Origin of the sequence: Streptococcus mitis, from assembly GCF_003942995.1 — a bacterium.
In the GTDB taxonomy this organism is placed as follows: Bacteria; Bacillota; Bacilli; order Lactobacillales; family Streptococcaceae; genus Streptococcus; species Streptococcus mitis_CV.
Genome location: NZ_RJOH01000009.1, coordinates 56,316 through 72,650 on the forward strand (window position 1 = coordinate 56,316; position 16,335 = coordinate 72,650).

7 protein-coding genes, 7 tRNA genes and 2 rRNA genes are annotated in these 16,335 nt (G+C 45.1%); all 16 read left to right on the forward strand.

Features of this window, described 5'->3' with window-relative positions:
• Position 1 precedes the first annotated feature (1 nt).
• A complete protein-coding gene (gene mutS / locus D8836_RS06855; protein ID WP_125393527.1) occupies positions 2-2,536 on the forward strand; it encodes a DNA mismatch repair protein MutS in 2,535 nt (844 codons plus the stop codon).
• Positions 2,537-2,681: 145 nt separating this feature from the next.
• Positions 2,682-4,388: a multidrug efflux ABC transporter subunit PatA gene (patA, locus tag D8836_RS06860; RefSeq protein ID WP_125393528.1), complete on the forward strand. Its 1,707-nt coding sequence runs from the start codon at positions 2,682-2,684 to the stop codon at positions 4,386-4,388.
• A gap of 1 nt (position 4,389) precedes the next feature.
• Positions 4,390-6,156, forward strand: a complete 1,767-nt coding sequence (gene patB / locus D8836_RS06865) for a multidrug efflux ABC transporter subunit PatB (RefSeq protein ID WP_125393529.1) — start codon at positions 4,390-4,392, stop codon at positions 6,154-6,156.
• 243 nt (positions 6,157-6,399) lie between these two features.
• Entirely contained in the window at positions 6,400-7,089 is a 690-nt protein-coding gene (locus D8836_RS06870; protein WP_125393530.1) for a gamma-glutamyl-gamma-aminobutyrate hydrolase family protein, read from the forward strand.
• Positions 7,090-7,259: 170 nt separating this feature from the next.
• The gene (locus tag D8836_RS06880) at positions 7,260-8,609 is read left to right on the forward strand and encodes a glucose-6-phosphate isomerase (RefSeq protein ID WP_000018269.1); all 1,350 of its coding nucleotides are present in this window, start codon (positions 7,260-7,262) and stop codon (positions 8,607-8,609) included.
• Between the two features lie 127 nt (positions 8,610-8,736).
• A complete protein-coding gene (gene gltX / locus D8836_RS06885; RefSeq protein WP_125393531.1) occupies positions 8,737-10,197 on the forward strand; it encodes a glutamate--tRNA ligase in 1,461 nt (486 codons plus the stop codon).
• 13 nt (positions 10,198-10,210) lie between these two features.
• A complete protein-coding gene (locus tag D8836_RS06890; protein WP_125393532.1) occupies positions 10,211-10,645 on the forward strand; it encodes a cytidine deaminase family protein in 435 nt (144 codons plus the stop codon).
• 241 nt (positions 10,646-10,886) lie between these two features.
• Positions 10,887-10,958 (forward strand) — tRNA-Glu (locus D8836_RS06895).
• A gap of 241 nt (positions 10,959-11,199) precedes the next feature.
• Positions 11,200-12,627, forward strand: a 16S ribosomal RNA gene (locus tag D8836_RS06900).
• 51 nt (positions 12,628-12,678) lie between these two features.
• A tRNA-Ala gene (locus tag D8836_RS06905) sits at positions 12,679-12,751 on the forward strand.
• A gap of 125 nt (positions 12,752-12,876) precedes the next feature.
• A 23S ribosomal RNA gene (locus tag D8836_RS06910) occupies positions 12,877-15,777 on the forward strand.
• The 16S and 23S rRNA genes sit together here with 7 tRNA genes alongside, the layout of an rRNA operon.
• Before the next feature lie 72 nt (positions 15,778-15,849).
• Positions 15,850-15,922, forward strand: a tRNA-Asp gene (locus tag D8836_RS06915).
• 23 nt (positions 15,923-15,945) lie between these two features.
• Positions 15,946-16,018 (forward strand) — tRNA-Lys (locus D8836_RS06920).
• 5 nt (positions 16,019-16,023) lie between these two features.
• Positions 16,024-16,105, forward strand: a tRNA-Leu gene (locus D8836_RS06925).
• 18 nt (positions 16,106-16,123) lie between these two features.
• A tRNA-Thr gene (locus D8836_RS06930) sits at positions 16,124-16,196 on the forward strand.
• Between the two features lie 22 nt (positions 16,197-16,218).
• Positions 16,219-16,290, forward strand: a tRNA-Gly gene (locus tag D8836_RS06935).
• Positions 16,291-16,335: the final 45 nt, after the last annotated feature.

The window sequence follows — 16,335 nt, forward strand, 5'->3', positions numbered from 1 at the left end:
AATGGCGACAGAAAAGCTATCACCCGGCATGCAACAGTATGTGGATATTAAAAAGCAATATCCAGATGCTTTTTTGCTCTTTCGGATGGGTGATTTTTATGAATTATTTTATGAGGATGCGGTCAATGCTGCGCAGATTCTGGAAATTTCCTTAACGAGTCGCAACAAGAATGCCGATAATCCGATCCCTATGGCGGGTGTTCCCTATCATTCTGCCCAACAGTATATCGATATCTTGATTGAGCAGGGTTATAAGGTGGCTATCGCAGAGCAGATGGAAGATCCTAAACAAGCAGTTGGGGTTGTGAAACGAGAGGTTGTTCAGGTTATTACGCCAGGGACAGTGGTCGATAGCAGTAAGCCGGACAGTCAGAATAATTTTTTGGTTGCCATAGACCGTGCTGGCAATCAATTTGGCCTCGCTTATATGGACCTAGTGACGGGTGATTTTTATGTGACAGGTCTTTTGGATTTCACGCTGGTTTGTGGGGAAATCCGCAATCTCAAGGCGCGAGAAGTGGTGCTGGGTTATGACTTGTCTGAGGAAGAGGAACAAATCCTTAGTCGTCAGATGAATCTAGTGCTTTCCTATGAAAAAGAAGGCTTTGAAGACCTTCATTTACTGGATTCACGATTAGCAGCTGTGGAGCAAGCGGCATCTAGTAAGTTGCTCCAGTATGTCCATCGAACCCAGATGAGGGAATTGAACCACCTCAAACCTGTTATCCGCTATGAAATCAAGGATTTCTTGCAGATGGATTATGCGACCAAGGCTAGTCTGGATTTGGTTGAGAATGCTCGGTCAGGCAAGAAGCAAGGCAGTCTTTTCTGGCTTTTGGATGAAACCAAAACAGCTATGGGTATGCGGCTCTTGCGGTCTTGGATTCATCGCCCCCTGATTGATAAGGAACGAATCGTCCAACGTCAAGAAGTGGTGCAGGTCTTTCTCGACCATTTCTTTGAGCGTAGTGATTTGACAGACAGTCTCAAGGGTGTTTATGATATCGAACGCTTGGCTAGTCGGGTTTCTTTTGGCAAAACAAATCCCAAGGATCTCTTGCAGTTGGCGACCACCTTGTCTAGTGTGCCACGGATTCGTGCGATTTTAGAGGGAATGGAACAGCCTGCTCTAGCCTATCTCATCGCACAATTGGATGGAATCCCTGAGTTGGAGAGCTTGATTAGCGCAGCGATTGCTCCTGAAGCTCCTCATGTGATTACGGAAGGTGGTATTATCCGGACTGGATTTGATGAGACTTTAGACAAGTACCGTCGCGTTCTCAGAGAAGGGACTAGCTGGATTGCTGAGATTGAGGCTAAGGAGCGAGAAAATTCTGGTATCAGCACGCTCAAGATTGACTACAATAAGAAGGATGGCTACTATTTCCATGTGACCAATTCACAACTGGGGAATGTGCCAGCCCACTTTTTCCGCAAGGCGACGCTGAAAAACTCGGAACGTTTTGGAACCGAGGAATTAGCTCGTATCGAGGGAGATATGCTGGAGGCGCGTGAGAAGTCAGCTAATCTAGAGTACGAAATCTTTATGCGTATTCGTGAAGAGGTCAGCAAGTATATCCAGCGTTTGCAGGTTCTAGCCCAAGGAATTGCGACAGTTGATGTCCTGCAAAGTCTCGCAGTTGTTGCTGAAACCCAGCATTTGATTCGACCTGAATTCGGAGATGATTCGCGAATTGATATCCAGAAAGGGCGCCATGCTGTTGTTGAAAAGGTTATGGGGGCTCAGACCTATATTCCAAATACGATTCAGATGGCAGAAGATACCAGTATTCAACTGATTACAGGGCCCAACATGAGTGGGAAGTCAACCTATATGCGTCAGTTAGCCATGACGGCAGTTATGGCCCAGTTGGGTTCTTATGTGCCAGCAGAAAGCGCCTATTTACCTATTTTTGATGCGATTTTTACTCGTATCGGAGCAGCAGATGACTTGGTTTCAGGTCAGTCAACCTTTATGGTAGAGATGATGGAAGCTAACAATGCCATTTCGCATGCGACTAAGAACTCTCTCATTCTCTTTGATGAATTGGGACGTGGAACTGCAACTTATGATGGGATGGCTCTTGCTCAGTCTATCATCGAATATATCCATGAGCACATCGGAGCTAAGACCCTCTTTGCGACCCACTACCATGAGTTGACTAGTCTGGAGTCTAGTTTACAACACTTGGTTAATGTCCACGTGGCAACTTTGGAGCAGGATGGGCAGGTCACCTTCCTTCACAAGATTGAACCAGGACCAGCCGATAAATCCTACGGTATCCATGTTGCCAAGATCGCTGGCTTGCCAGCAGATCTTTTAGCAAGGGCGAATAAGATTTTGACTCAACTGGAGAGTCAAGGGGGAGAAAGTTCAAGTCTGATGAGGCAAACAAGTGCTGTCACTGAACAGATTTCACTCTTTGATACGGCAGAAGAACATCCTATCCTAGCAGAATTGTCTAAATTGGATGTTTACAATATGACACCTATGCAGGCTATGAATGTCTTGGTCGAGTTAAAACAAAAATTATAAAGAATGAATTCCTTGTCATTCTAGCTGTATCAAGGAGACTTCTTTGACAAGTTCCCACTTTTTTGCTAGAATAACATCACACAAACAGAGTGAGAAGGAGCTGACGCATTGTCGCTCCCTTTTGTCTATTTTTTAAGGAGAAAGTATGCTGATTCAGAAAATAAAAACCTATAAGTGGCAAGCCCTGGCCTCGCTACTGATGACAGGCTTGATGGTTGCTAGTTCACTTTTGCAACCGCGTTATCTGCAGGAAGTGTTAGACGCCCTCCTTGCTGGAAAATATGAAGCTATTTATAGTATAGGGGCTTGGTTGATTGGTGTGGCCGTGGTCGGTCTGGTTGCTGGTGGGGTCAATGTTATCCTTGCAGCCTATATTGCTCAAGGAGTTTCATCCGACCTTCGAGAGGATGCCTTCCGTAAAATCCAAACCTTTTCTTATGCCAATATTGAACAATTTAATGCGGGAAATCTAGTCGTTCGAATGACAAATGATATCAACCAGATTCAGAACGTCGTCATGATGACCTTCCAAATTCTTTTCAGACTCCCCCTCTTGTTCATCGGTTCGTTTATCTTGGCGGTTCAAACCCTACCTTCTCTGTGGTGGGTGATTGTTCTCATGGTAGTCTTGATTTTTGCCTTGACTGCTGTCATGATGGGAATGATGGGGCCTCGTTTTGCCAAGTTTCAAACCCTTCTTGAACGCATCAATGCCATTGCCAAGGAAAATCTGCGCGGTGTTCGTGTGGTCAAGTCCTTTGTCCAAGAAAAAGAGCAGTTTGCTAAGTTTACAGAGGTATCAGACGAGCTTCTTGGTCAAAACCTTTACATTGGTTATGCCTTTTCAGTAGTGGAACCCTTTATGATGTTAGTCGGCTACGGGACGGTTTTCCTCTCTATTTGGCTAGTTGCAGGAATGGTTCAGTCGGATCCGTCAGTTGTTGGCTCCATTGCTTCCTTTGTCAATTACCTAAGCCAGATTATCTTTACCATTGTTATGGTTGGATTTTTGGGAAATTCTGTCAGTCGTGCCATGATTTCTATGCGTCGTATTCGAGAAATTCTTGACGCAGAGCCAGCCATGACCTTCAAGGATGTCCCAGATGAAGAGTTGGTCGGCAGTCTTAGCTTTGAAAATGTGACTTTTACCTATCCAATGGACAAGGAACCGATGCTGAAAGATGTGAGCTTTACTATTGAACCTGGTCAAATGGTTGGTGTCGTTGGAGCGACTGGTGCAGGAAAATCAACCTTGGCTCAACTGATTCCACGTCTCTTTGACCCACAGGAAGGGGCTATCAAAATCGGAGGCAAGGATATTCGAGAAGTGAGTGAAGGAACCCTGCGTAAAACAGTTTCTATCGTTCTCCAACGTGCCATTCTCTTTAGTGGGACGATTGCAGATAACTTGAGACAGGGTAAGGGAGATGCTACTCTATTTGAAATGGAGCGCGCAGCCAACATTGCCCAGGCTAGTGAATTCATTCATCGTATGGAGAAAACCTTTGAAAGTCCAGTTGAGGAACGGGGAACCAATTTCTCAGGTGGGCAAAAGCAAAGGATGTCGATTGCGCGTGGGATTGTCAGCAATCCACGTATTCTGATTTTTGACGATTCGACCTCGGCCTTGGATGCTAAGTCAGAGCGCCTGGTTCAAGAAGCCTTGAATAAGGACTTGAAAGGGACGACAACCATTATCATCGCTCAAAAGATTAGCTCGGTTGTTCATGCAGATAAAATCTTGGTTCTAGATCAAGGACGATTGATTGGTCAAGGGACGCATGCAGACTTGGTTGCCAACAATGCCGTTTACCGTGAAATCTACGAAACACAGAAAGGAAAGGAGGAGTAAAATGAAGACAGTTCAATTTTTTTGGAATTATTTTAAAGTCTATAAGCTATCATTTGTAGTTGTCATCTTGATGATTGTTCTGGCGACTCTTGCCCAAGCTCTCTTTCCGGTATTTTCTGGACAAGCAGTGACGCAATTAGCTAATTTAGTTCAAGCTTATCAAGATGGCAATCCAGAACTTGTTTGGCAAAGTCTATCAGCAATCATGGTCAATCTTGGACTGCTGGTTTTGGTTCTATTTATCTCTAGTGTGATATACATGTGTCTCATGACGCGTGTGATTGCAGAGTCGACCAACGAGATGCGTAAAGGCCTCTTCGGTAAGCTTGCTCGCTTGACTGTTTCTTTCTTTGACCGCCGACAAGATGGCGATATCTTGTCTCGTTTTACCAGTGATTTGGATAATATCCTCCAGGCCTTTAACGAAAGCTTGATTCAGGTCATGAGCAATATTGTTTTATATATCGGTCTGATTCTTGTCATGTTTTCGAGAAATGTGACGCTGGCCCTCATCACCATTGCCAGCACACCAGTGGCCTTCCTTATGCTGCTTTTTATCGTAAAAATGGCACGGAAATATACCAATCTCCAGCAGAAAGAGGTAGGAAAGCTCAACGCCTATATGGATGAGAGTATCTCAGGCCAAAAAGCCGTGATTGTGCAAGGTATTCAAGAGGATATGATGGCAGGATTTCTTGAACAAAATGAGCGCGTGCGCAGGGCAACCTTTAAAGGAAGAATGTTCTCAGGAATTCTTTTCCCTGTCATGAATGGGATGAGTCTGGTCAACACAGCCATCGTTATCTTTGCTGGTTCAGCTGTACTTTTAAATGATAAGACTATTGAAACAAGTACAGCTCTAGGTTTGATTGTTATGTTTGCCCAATTTTCTCAGCAGTACTACCAGCCTATTATTCAAGTTGCAGCTAGTTGGGGAAGCCTTCAGTTAGCCTTTACGGGGGCTGAACGGATTCAGGAAATGTTTGACGCAGAGGAAGAAATTCGACCTGAGAAGGCGCCGATCTTTACTAGGTTGCAAGAAGGTGTTGAAATTAGTCATATTGATTTTTCATACCTACCTGATAAACCTATTTTGAAAGATGTCAGCATTTCTGCCCCTAAAGGCCAGATGACAGCAGTTGTTGGTCCGACTGGGTCAGGGAAAACGACTATTATGAACCTCATCAATCGCTTTTATGATGTTGATGCTGGTGGTATTTATTTTGACGGCAAAGATATCCGTGACTATGATTTAGATAGTCTTAGAAGCAAGGTGGGGATTGTCTTGCAAGATTCGGTCTTGTTTAGCGGAACCATTCGAGACAATATCCGTTTCGGTGTACCAGATGCTAGTCAAGAAATGGTTGAGGCAGCAGCCAAGGCAACCCATATTCATGACTATATCGAAAGCTTACCTGACAAATACGATACCCTTATTGATGATGATCAAAGCATCTTCTCGACAGGGCAAAAACAATTGATTTCTATCGCTCGAACCTTGATGACAGATCCAGAAGTTCTCATTCTAGATGAAGCAACTTCAAACGTAGATACGGTGACAGAAAGCAAGATTCAGCATGCCATGGAGGCAGTTGTAGCAGGTAGAACCAGTTTTGTCATTGCCCATCGCTTGAAAACCATTCTCAATGCAGACCAGATTATTGTCCTCAAAGATGGAGGAGTCATTGAACGTGGTAATCACCATGAACTAATAAAACTAGGTGGATTCTACTCAGAACTCTATCACAATCAATTTGTCTTTGAATAAGAAAGAAGTTGTCCTATGTGGGCAGCTTTTTCTTGTTCATAAAAAATATTTATCACGGACTTAAAAAAAACATATTAGACGAAAGGCATTTTGAGTGATATGATAGGACTATCGTTATACTCAATGAAAATCAAAGAGCAAACTAGGAAGCTAGCCGCAAGCTGTACTTGAGTACGGTAAGGCGACGCTGACGTGGTTTGAAGAGATTTTCGAAGAGTATTAACATTCGAAAGGAGAGACATCATGACTAGAACGGTTGTAGGAGTTGCTGCAAATCTATGTCCCGTAGACGCAGAAGGCAAAAACATTCATTCATCTGTATCTTGTAGATTCGCAGAGAGCATTCGTCAAGTCGGTGGTCTCCCTTTAGTCATTCCTGTTGGTGATGAGTCAGTTGTACGTGATTATGTAGAAATGATTGACAAACTTATCTTGACAGGCGGTCAAAATGTCCATCCTCAGTTTTATGGAGAGAAAAAGACCATCGAGAGTGATGATTACAACCTAGTGCGCGATGAGTTTGAATTGGCACTCTTGAAAGAAGCGCTTCGTCAGAATAAACCAATTATGGCAATCTGTCGTGGTGTTCAACTTGTCAATGTTGCTTTTGGTGGGACCCTCAATCAAGAAATCGAAGGTCACTGGCAAGGTCTGCCTTTCGGAACATCTCACTCTATTGAGACAGTAAAAGGAAGCGTGGTGTCTAAGCTATTTGGAAAAGAAAGTCAAGTCAACTCCGTCCATCGTCAAAGCATTAAAGATTTGGCACCTAACTTCCGTGTAACTGCTATTGATCCAAGAGACCAGACCATCGAAGCGATTGAGTCTATTGACGAACACCGCATTATTGGTTTGCAGTGGCATCCAGAGTTTCTGGTTAATGAAGAAGATGGTAATTTAGAATTATTTGAGTATTTATTGAATGAACTGTAACGACTGGAACATCTAGTCGTTCTTTCTTTTATTTTTTCAAAATTTTTGGAATGCGGCATTTTTACGCAAACGTTTGAATTCTGATAAAAATTGGAGAAATTCGACAAAAAAACTTGAAAAAAACGAAGGTAAGCGTTATGATAGAAAAGAAGAAATATTGGAGGAATAACATGTCACATATTAAATTTGATTATTCAAAAGTTTTAGACAAATTTGTTGCCCCACATGAAGTGGAATACATGCAATCACAAGTAACAGCAGCAGACGAATTGATTCGTAAAGGAACTGGTGCTGGTAGCGACTTCTTGGGATGGTTGGACCTTCCTGAAAACTACGACCGTGAAGAATTCGACCGCATCTTGAAAGCTGCTGAGCAAATCAAATCAGACAGCGATGTTTTGGTTGTGATTGGTATCGGTGGATCTTACCTTGGTGCCAAAGCAGCAATCGATTTCTTGAATCATCACTTTGCTAACTTGCAAACAAAAGAAGAACGCAAGGCTCCACAAATCCTTTACGCTGGAAACTCAATCTCATCTACTTACCTTGCTGACTTGGTAGAGTATGTTGCAGACAAAGACTTCTCAGTAAACGTGATTTCTAAATCAGGTACAACAACTGAACCAGCTATCGCTTTCCGTGTCTTCAAAGAACTTTTGGTTAAGAAATACGGACAAGAAGAAGCCAACAAACGTATCTATGCGACAACTGACCGCCAAAAAGGTGCTGTTAAGGTTGAAGCGGACGCTAACGGTTGGGAAACATTTGTTGTTCCAGATGACATCGGTGGACGCTTCTCAGTATTGACAGCCGTTGGTTTGCTTCCAATCGCAGCATCAGGAGCTGATATCAAAGCCCTTATGGAAGGTGCTAACGCAGCTCGCAAAGACTACACTTCAGACAAAATCTCTGAAAACGAAGCTTACCAATACGCAGCAGTTCGTAACATCCTTTACCGTAAAGGCTATGCAACTGAAATCTTGGTAAACTATGAGCCATCACTTCAATACTTCTCAGAATGGTGGAAACAATTGGCTGGTGAATCAGAAGGAAAAGACCAAAAAGGTATCTACCCAACTTCAGCCAACTTCTCAACTGACTTGCACTCACTTGGTCAATTTATCCAAGAAGGAACACGTATCATGTTTGAAACGGTTGTTCGTGTTGACAAACCTCGTAAGAACGTGATTATCCCTACCTTGGAAGAAGACCTTGATGGACTTGGTTACCTTCAAGGAAAAGACGTTGATTTTGTAAATAAAAAAGCAACTGACGGTGTTCTTCTTGCCCACACAGATGGTGATGTACCAAACATGTATGTGACTCTTCCAGAGCAAGATGCTTTTACTCTTGGTTACACTATCTACTTCTTCGAATTGGCTATCGCCCTTTCAGGTTACTTGAATGCTATCAACCCATTTGACCAACCAGGTGTTGAAGCTTACAAACGTAACATGTTTGCCCTTCTTGGGAAACCAGGATTTGAAGAATTGAGCAAAGAACTTAACGCACGTCTATAATAGAAGAAAAGAGTGGTTTGTCCACTCTTTTTACTCTCTTTATCCATAGAAATTGGACTCAGCCAAGACTTGTGATATAATATAGAGAGCAAAAAGGCAGACGCCTAGAGACTTTATAGGAGAAACTATGTCAAAAGATATCCGCGTACGTTACGCACCAAGTCCAACAGGACTACTACACATCGGAAATGCCCGTACAGCATTGTTCAACTACCTTTATGCCCGTCATCACGGTGGGACTTTTATTATCCGTATCGAAGATACTGATCGTAAACGTCATGTCGAGGACGGTGAACGATCACAACTTGAAAACCTTCGCTGGTTAGGCATGGATTGGGATGAAAGTCCAGAAACACATGAAAACTATCGCCAGTCTGAACGTTTGGACTTGTATCAAAAATACATTGACCAACTATTAGCTGAAGGAAAAGCCTACAAATCTTACGTTACAGAAGAAGAATTGGCAGCAGAGCGCGAACGCCAAGAAGCAGCTGGTGAAACACCACGCTATATCAACGAATACCTTGGTATGAGTGAAGAAGAAAAAGCAGCTTACATCGCAGAACGTGAAGCAGCAGGGATCATTCCAACTGTTCGTTTAGCTGTCAATGAGTCAGGTATCTACAAGTGGCGTGATATGGTCAAAGGTGATATCGAATTTGAAGGTGGCAATATCGGTGGTGACTGGGTGATTCAAAAGAAAGACGGTTACCCAACTTACAACTTTGCCGTTGTTATCGATGACCACGATATGCAAATCTCTCATGTAATCCGTGGAGATGACCACATTGCTAATACACCAAAACAGCTTATGGTTTATGAAACACTTGGTTGGGAAGCTCCAGAGTTCGGTCACATGACCTTAATTATCAACTCTGAAACTGGGAAAAAATTGTCTAAACGTGACACCAACACCCTTCAGTTTATCGAAGACTACCGTAAAAAAGGTTATTTACCAGAAGCAGTCTTTAACTTTATTGCTCTTCTTGGTTGGAACCCAGGTGGCGAAGATGAAATCTTCTCTCGTGAAGAACTCATTAAACTTTTCGATGAAAACCGCCTCAGCAAGTCTCCAGCAGCCTTTGACCAGAAAAAACTAGACTGGATGAGCAATGACTATATCAAGAATGCAGACCTAGAAACTATCTTTGAAATGGCAAAACCATTCCTAGAAGAAGCAGGTCGATTGACTAAGAAGGCTGAAAAGTTAGTTGAGCTCTATAAACCACAAATGAAGTCGGTAGATGAGATTATCCCATTGACAGATCTCTTCTTCTCAGATTTCCCGGAATTGACCGAAGCAGAGCGCGAAGTCATGGCGGGTGAAACAGTCCCAACAGTTCTTGAAGCCTTCAAAGCAAAACTTGAAGCGATGACAGATGATGAATTTGTAACAGAGAATATCTTCCCACAAATCAAAGCTGTTCAAAAAGAAACAGGTATCAAAGGGAAAAATCTCTTCATGCCAATTCGTATCGCAGTTTCAGGTGAAATGCATGGGCCAGAATTGCCAGATACAATTTTCTTGCTTGGACGTGAAAAATCAATCCAGCATATCGAAAATATGTTAAAGGAAATCTATAAATAAGAAGGGTACAATAATGGACATCTGGGTAAAGATGTACGAAGAAGCACAGAAATTGTATAATCCACATGAAGTATCTGATTTTGTTTATGCTAATCATGTCGTTGCTGCAGTAGAAGCAGAAGATGGACAAATATTTACAGGATTCTGTATGGAGGGAACCTGTGGTGTTTTCCATCTCTGCGCAGAACGGGCAGCCCTCTTCAATATGTACCAATTTTCAGGACAAACTAAGGTTAAGAAAGTATTAGCCTTTCGAGATAAACCACCTTATGGTGGAAGTTCGGGTATGCCTTGTGGCGCTTGCAGAGAGTTCCTCTTAGAGTTGAACGCTGAAAATAAAGATGCAGAATTCATGATGGACTACGATAAAAGAAAGACGGTGAAAGTCGCAGAACTAATCCCTTATTGGTGGGGAGAAGAACGTGCTTCTAAGTTTAACAATCAATAGAAGAGTCAGTATAATTCTGGCTCTTTTTACTTAAAGCTTAAGTTCAACTGGTTTTACTAATGCTTGATTAGTCGAAAAGAATCGAAAAAAGAGCGCACAAAATCCCCTCATCTGAAAGCGTTTCAGATTAAGTTTCGATATGGTGGAAGTTACGTTGAGAAGTTACCACTTAAAAAAGTTTAAAAAAGTAGTTGACAAAGTTTGAAAAGTCGGTATAATAGTAAGAGTTGAAAATAACTCTGGTCCGTTGGTCAAGGGGTTAAGACACCGCCTTTTCACGGCGGTAACACGGGTTCGAATCCCGTACGGACTATAGTATGTTGTGGTTGGAACACTTAATGAAAAAAAGTTAAAAAAGTTTCAAAAAAGTGTTGACAAGAAAAAGCAGCTGTGATATACTAATATAGTTGTCGCTTGAGAGAAGCGAGTGACAAAGACCTTTGAAAACTGAACAAGACGAACCAATGTGCAGGGCACTNCAACTAAGGTTGTAGTACTGAACAATGAAAAAACAATAAATCTGTCAGTGACAGAAATGAGTGAGAACTCAAACTTTTAATGAGAGTTTGATCCTGGCTCAGGACGAACGCTGGCGGCGTGCCTAATACATGCAAGTAGAACGCTGAAGGAGGAGCTTGCTTCTCCGGATGAGTTGCGAACGGGTGAGTAACGCGTAGGTAACCTGCCTGGTAGCGGGGGATAACTATTGGAAACGATAGCTAATACCGCATAATAGTAGATGTTGCATGACATTTCTGGGACTGAGACACGGCCCAGACTCCTACGGGAGGCAGCAGTAGGGAATCTTCGGCAATGGACGGAAGTCTGACCGAGCAACGCCGCGTGAGTGAAGAAGGTTTTCGGATCGTAAAGCTCTGTTGTAAGAGAAGAACGAGTGTGAGAGTGGAAAGTTCACACTGTGACGGTATCTTACCAGAAAGGGACGGCTAACTACGTGCCAGCAGCCGCGGTAATACGTAGGTCCCGAGCGTTGTCCGGATTTATTGGGCGTAAAGCGAGCGCAGGCGGTTAGATAAGTCTGAAGTTAAAGGCTGTGGCTTAACCATAGTACGCTTTGGAAACTGTTTAACTTGAGTGCAAGAGGGGAGAGTGGAATTCCATGTGTAGCGGTGAAATGCGTAGATATATGGAGGAACACCGGTGGCGAAAGCGGCTCTCTGGCTTGTAACTGACGCTGAGGCTCGAAAGCGTGGGGAGCAAACAGGATTAGATACCCTGGTAGTCCACGCCGTAAACGATGAGTGCTAGGTGTTAGACCCTTTCCGGGGTTTAGTGCCGCAGCTAACGCATTAAGCACTCCGCCTGGGGAGTACGACCGCAAGGTTGAAACTCAAAGGAATTGACGGGGGCCCGCACAAGCGGTGGAGCATGTGGTTTAATTCGAAGCAACGCGAAGAACCTTACCAGGTCTTGACATCCCTCTGACCGCTCTAGAGATAGAGCTTTCCTTCGGGACAGAGGTGACAGGTGGTGCATGGTTGTCGTCAGCTCGTGTCGTGAGATGTTGGGTTAAGTCCCGCAACGAGCGCAACCCCTATTGTTAGTTGCCATCATTCAGTTGGGCACTCTAGCGAGACTGCCGGTAATAAACCGGAGGAAGGTGGGGATGACGTCAAATCATCATGCCCCTTATGACCTGGGCTACACACGTGCTACAATGGCTGGTACAACGAGTCGCAAGCCGGTGACGGCAAGCTAATCTCTTAAAGCCAGTCTCAGTTCGGATTGTAGGCTGCAACTCGCCTACATGAAGTCGGAATCGCTAGTAATCGCGGATCAGCACGCCGCGGTGAATACGTTCCCGGGCCTTGTACACACCGCCCGTCACACCACGAGAGTTTGTAACACCCGAAGTCGGTGAGGTAACCGTAAGGAGCCAGCCGCCTAAGGTGGGATAGATGATTGGGGTGAAGTCGTAACAAGGTAGCCGTATCGGAAGGTGCGGCTGGATCACCTCCTTTCTAAGGATAAGGAACTGCGCATTGGTCTTGTTTAGTCTTGAGAGGTCTTGTGGGGCCTTAGCTCAGCTGGGAGAGCGCCTGCTTTGCACGCAGGAGGTCAGCGGTTCGATCCCGCTAGGCTCCATTGGTGAGAGATCACCAAGTAATGCACATTGAAAATTGAATATCTATATCAAATAGTAACAAGAAAATAAACCGAAAACGCTGTAGTATTAATAAGAGTTTATGACTGAAAGGTCAGAAAAATAAGGTTAAGTTAATAAGGGCGCACGGTGGATGCCTTGGCACTAGGAGCCGAAGAAGGACGTGACAAACGACGATATGCCTTGGGTAGCTGTAAGTAAGCGATGATCCAGGGATTTCCGAATGGGGGAACCCAACAGGTACTACCTGTTACCCGCATCTGTTAAGGATGTGAGGAGGAAGACGCAGTGAACTGAAACATCTAAGTAGCTGCAGGAAGAGAAAGCAAAAGCGATTGCCTTAGTAGCGGCGAGCGAAACGGCAGGAGGGCAAACCGAAGAGTTTACTCTTCGGGGTTGTAGGACTGCAATGTGGACTCAAAGATTATAGAAGAATGATTTGGGAAGATCAGCCAAAGAGAGTGATAGCCTCGTATTTAAAATAGTCTTTGTACCTAGCAGTATCCTGAGTACGGCGGGACACGTGAAATCCCGTCGGAATCTGGGAGGACCATCTCCCAACCCTAAATACTCCCTAGTGACCGATAGTGAACCAGTACCGTGAGGGAAAGGTGAAAAGCACCCCGGGAGGGGAGTGAAATAGAACCTGAAACCGTGTGCCTACAACAAGTTCGAGCCCGTTAATGGGTGAGAGCGTGCCTTTTGTAGAATGAACCGGCGAGTTACGTTATGATGCGAGGTTAAGTTGAAGAGACGGAGCCGTAGGGAAACCGAGTCTGAATAGGGCGCCTTAGTATCATGACGTAGACCCGAAACCATGTGACCTACCCATGAGCAGGTTGAAGGTGCGGTAAGACGCACTGGAGGACCGAACCAGGGCACGTTGAAAAGTGCTTGGATGACTTGTGGGTAGCGGAGAAATTCCAAACGAACTTGGAGATAGCTGGTTCTCTCCGAAATAGCTTTAGGGCTAGCGTCGACATAAAGATTCTTGGAGGTAGAGCACTGTTTGGGTGAGGGGTCCATCCCGGATTACCAATCTCAGATAAACTCCGAATGCCAATGAATTATGGTCGGCAGTCAGACTGCGAGTGCTAAGATCCGTAGTCGAAAGGGAAACAGCCCAGACCACCAGCTAAGGTCCCAAAATAATTGTTAAGTGGAAAAGGATGTGGGGTTGCACAGACAACTAGGATGTTAGCTTAGAAGCAGCTATTCATTCAAAGAGTGCGTAATAGCTCACTAGTCGAGTGACCCTGCGCCGAAAATGTACCGGGGCTAAAACAATTTACCGAAGCTGTGGATACCTTTATAGGTATGGTAGGAGAGCGTTCTATGTGTGATGAAGGTGTACCGTGAGGAGCGCTGGAACGCATAGAAGTGAGAATGCCGGTATGAGTAGCGAAAGACAGGTGAGAATCCTGTCCACCGTAAGACTAAGGTTTCCAGGGGAAGGCTCGTCCGCCCTGGGTTAGTCGGGACCTAAGGAGAGACCGAAAGGTGTATCCGATGGACAACAGGTTGATATTCCTGTACTAGAGTATGTAGTGATGGAGGGACGCAGTAGGCTAACTAAAGCAGACGATTGGAAGTGTCTGTCTAAGCAGTGAGGTGTGAACTGAGTCAAATGCTTAGTTCTATAACATTGAGCTGTGATGGGGAGCGAAGTTTAGTAGCGAAGTTAGTGACGTCACACTGCCAAGAAAAGCTTCTAGCGTTTAAACATACTCTACCCGTACCGCAAACCGACACAGGTAGTCGAGGCGAGTAGCCTCAGGTGAGCGAGAGAACTCTCGTTAAGGAACTCGGCAAAATGACCCCGTAACTTCGGGAGAAGGGGTGCTGACTTTANGTCAGCCGCAGTGAATAGGCCCAAGCAACTGTTTATCAAAAACACAGCTCTCTGCTAAATCGTAAGATGATGTATAGGGGGTGACGCCTGCCCGGTGCTGGAAGGTTAAGAGGAGTGCTTAGCGNAAGCGAAGGTATGAATTGAAGCCCCAGTAAACGGCGGCCGTAACTATAACGGTCCTAAGGTAGCGAAATTCCTTGTCGGGTAAGTTCCGACCCGCACGAAAGGCGTAATGATTTGGGCACTGTCTCAACGAGAGACTCGGTGAAATTTTAGTACCTGTGAAGATGCAGGTTACCCGCGACAGGACGGAAAGACCCCATGGAGCTTTACTGCAGTTTGATATTGAGTGTCTGTACCACATGTACAGGATAGGTAGGAGTCTATGAGATCGGGACGCCAGTTTCGAAGGAGACGTTGTTGGGATACTACCCTTGTGTTATGGCCACTCTAACCCAGATAGGTGATCCCTATCGGAGACAGTGTCTGACGGGCAGTTTGACTGGGGCGGTCGCCTCCTAAAAGGTAACGGAGGCGCCCAAAGGTTCCCTCAGAATGGTTGGAAATCATTCGCAGAGTGTAAAGGTATAAGGGAGCTTGACTGCGAGAGCTACAACTCGAGCAGGGACGAAAGTCGGGCTTAGTGATCCGGTGGTTCCGTATGGAAGGGCCATCGCTCAACGGATAAAAGCTACCCTGGGGATAACAGGCTTATCTCCCCCAAGAGTTCACATCGACGGGGAGGTTTGGCACCTCGATGTCGGCTCGTCGCATCCTGGGGCTGTAGTCGGTCCCAAGGGTTGGGCTGTTCGCCCATTAAAGCGGCACGCGAGCTGGGTTCAGAACGTCGTGAGACAGTTCGGTCCCTATCCGTCGCGGGNGTAGGAAATTTGAGAGGATCTGCTCCTAGTACGAGAGGACCAGAGTGGACTTACCGCTGGTGTACCAGTTGTCTTGCCAAAGGCATCGCTGGGTAGCTATGTAGGGAAGGGATAAACGCTGAAAGCATCTAAGTGTGAAACCCACCTCAAGATGAGATTTCCCATGATTTTATATCAGTAAGAGCCCTGAGAGATGATCAGGTAGATAGGTTAGAAGTGGAAGTGTGGCGACACATGTAGCGGACTAATACTAATAGCTCGAGGACTTATCCAAAGTAACTGAGAATATGAAAGCGAACTGCCTTACAAGCAGAGGGTCAGCGGTTCGATCCCGTTAACTCCCATAGGTCCCGTAGTGTAGCGGTTATCACGTCGCCCTGTCACGGCGAAGATCGCGGGTTCGATTCCCGTCGGGACCGTTAGAATAACGNAAGTTATTTTAGACTCGTTAGCTCAGTTGGTAGAGCAATTGACTTTTAATCAATGGGTCACTGGTTCGAGCCCAGTACGGGTCATATATGCGGGTTTGGCGGAATTGGCAGACGCACCAGATTTAGGATCTGGCGCTTAACGGCGTGGGGGTTCAAGTCCCTTAACCCGCATTAAGATATAATAAATGAGCCGGCTTAGCTCAGTTGGTAGAGCATCTGATTTGTAATCAGAGGGTCGCGTGTTCAAGTCATGTAGCCGGCATTTTTAGATAGAAGAAAACGGTGCGAACGTAGTTCAGTGGTAGAACACCACCTTGCCAAGGTGGGGGTCGCGGGTTCGAATCCCGTCGTTCGCTTAGAGAGGCCGGGGTGGCGGAACTGGCAGACGCACAGGACTTAAA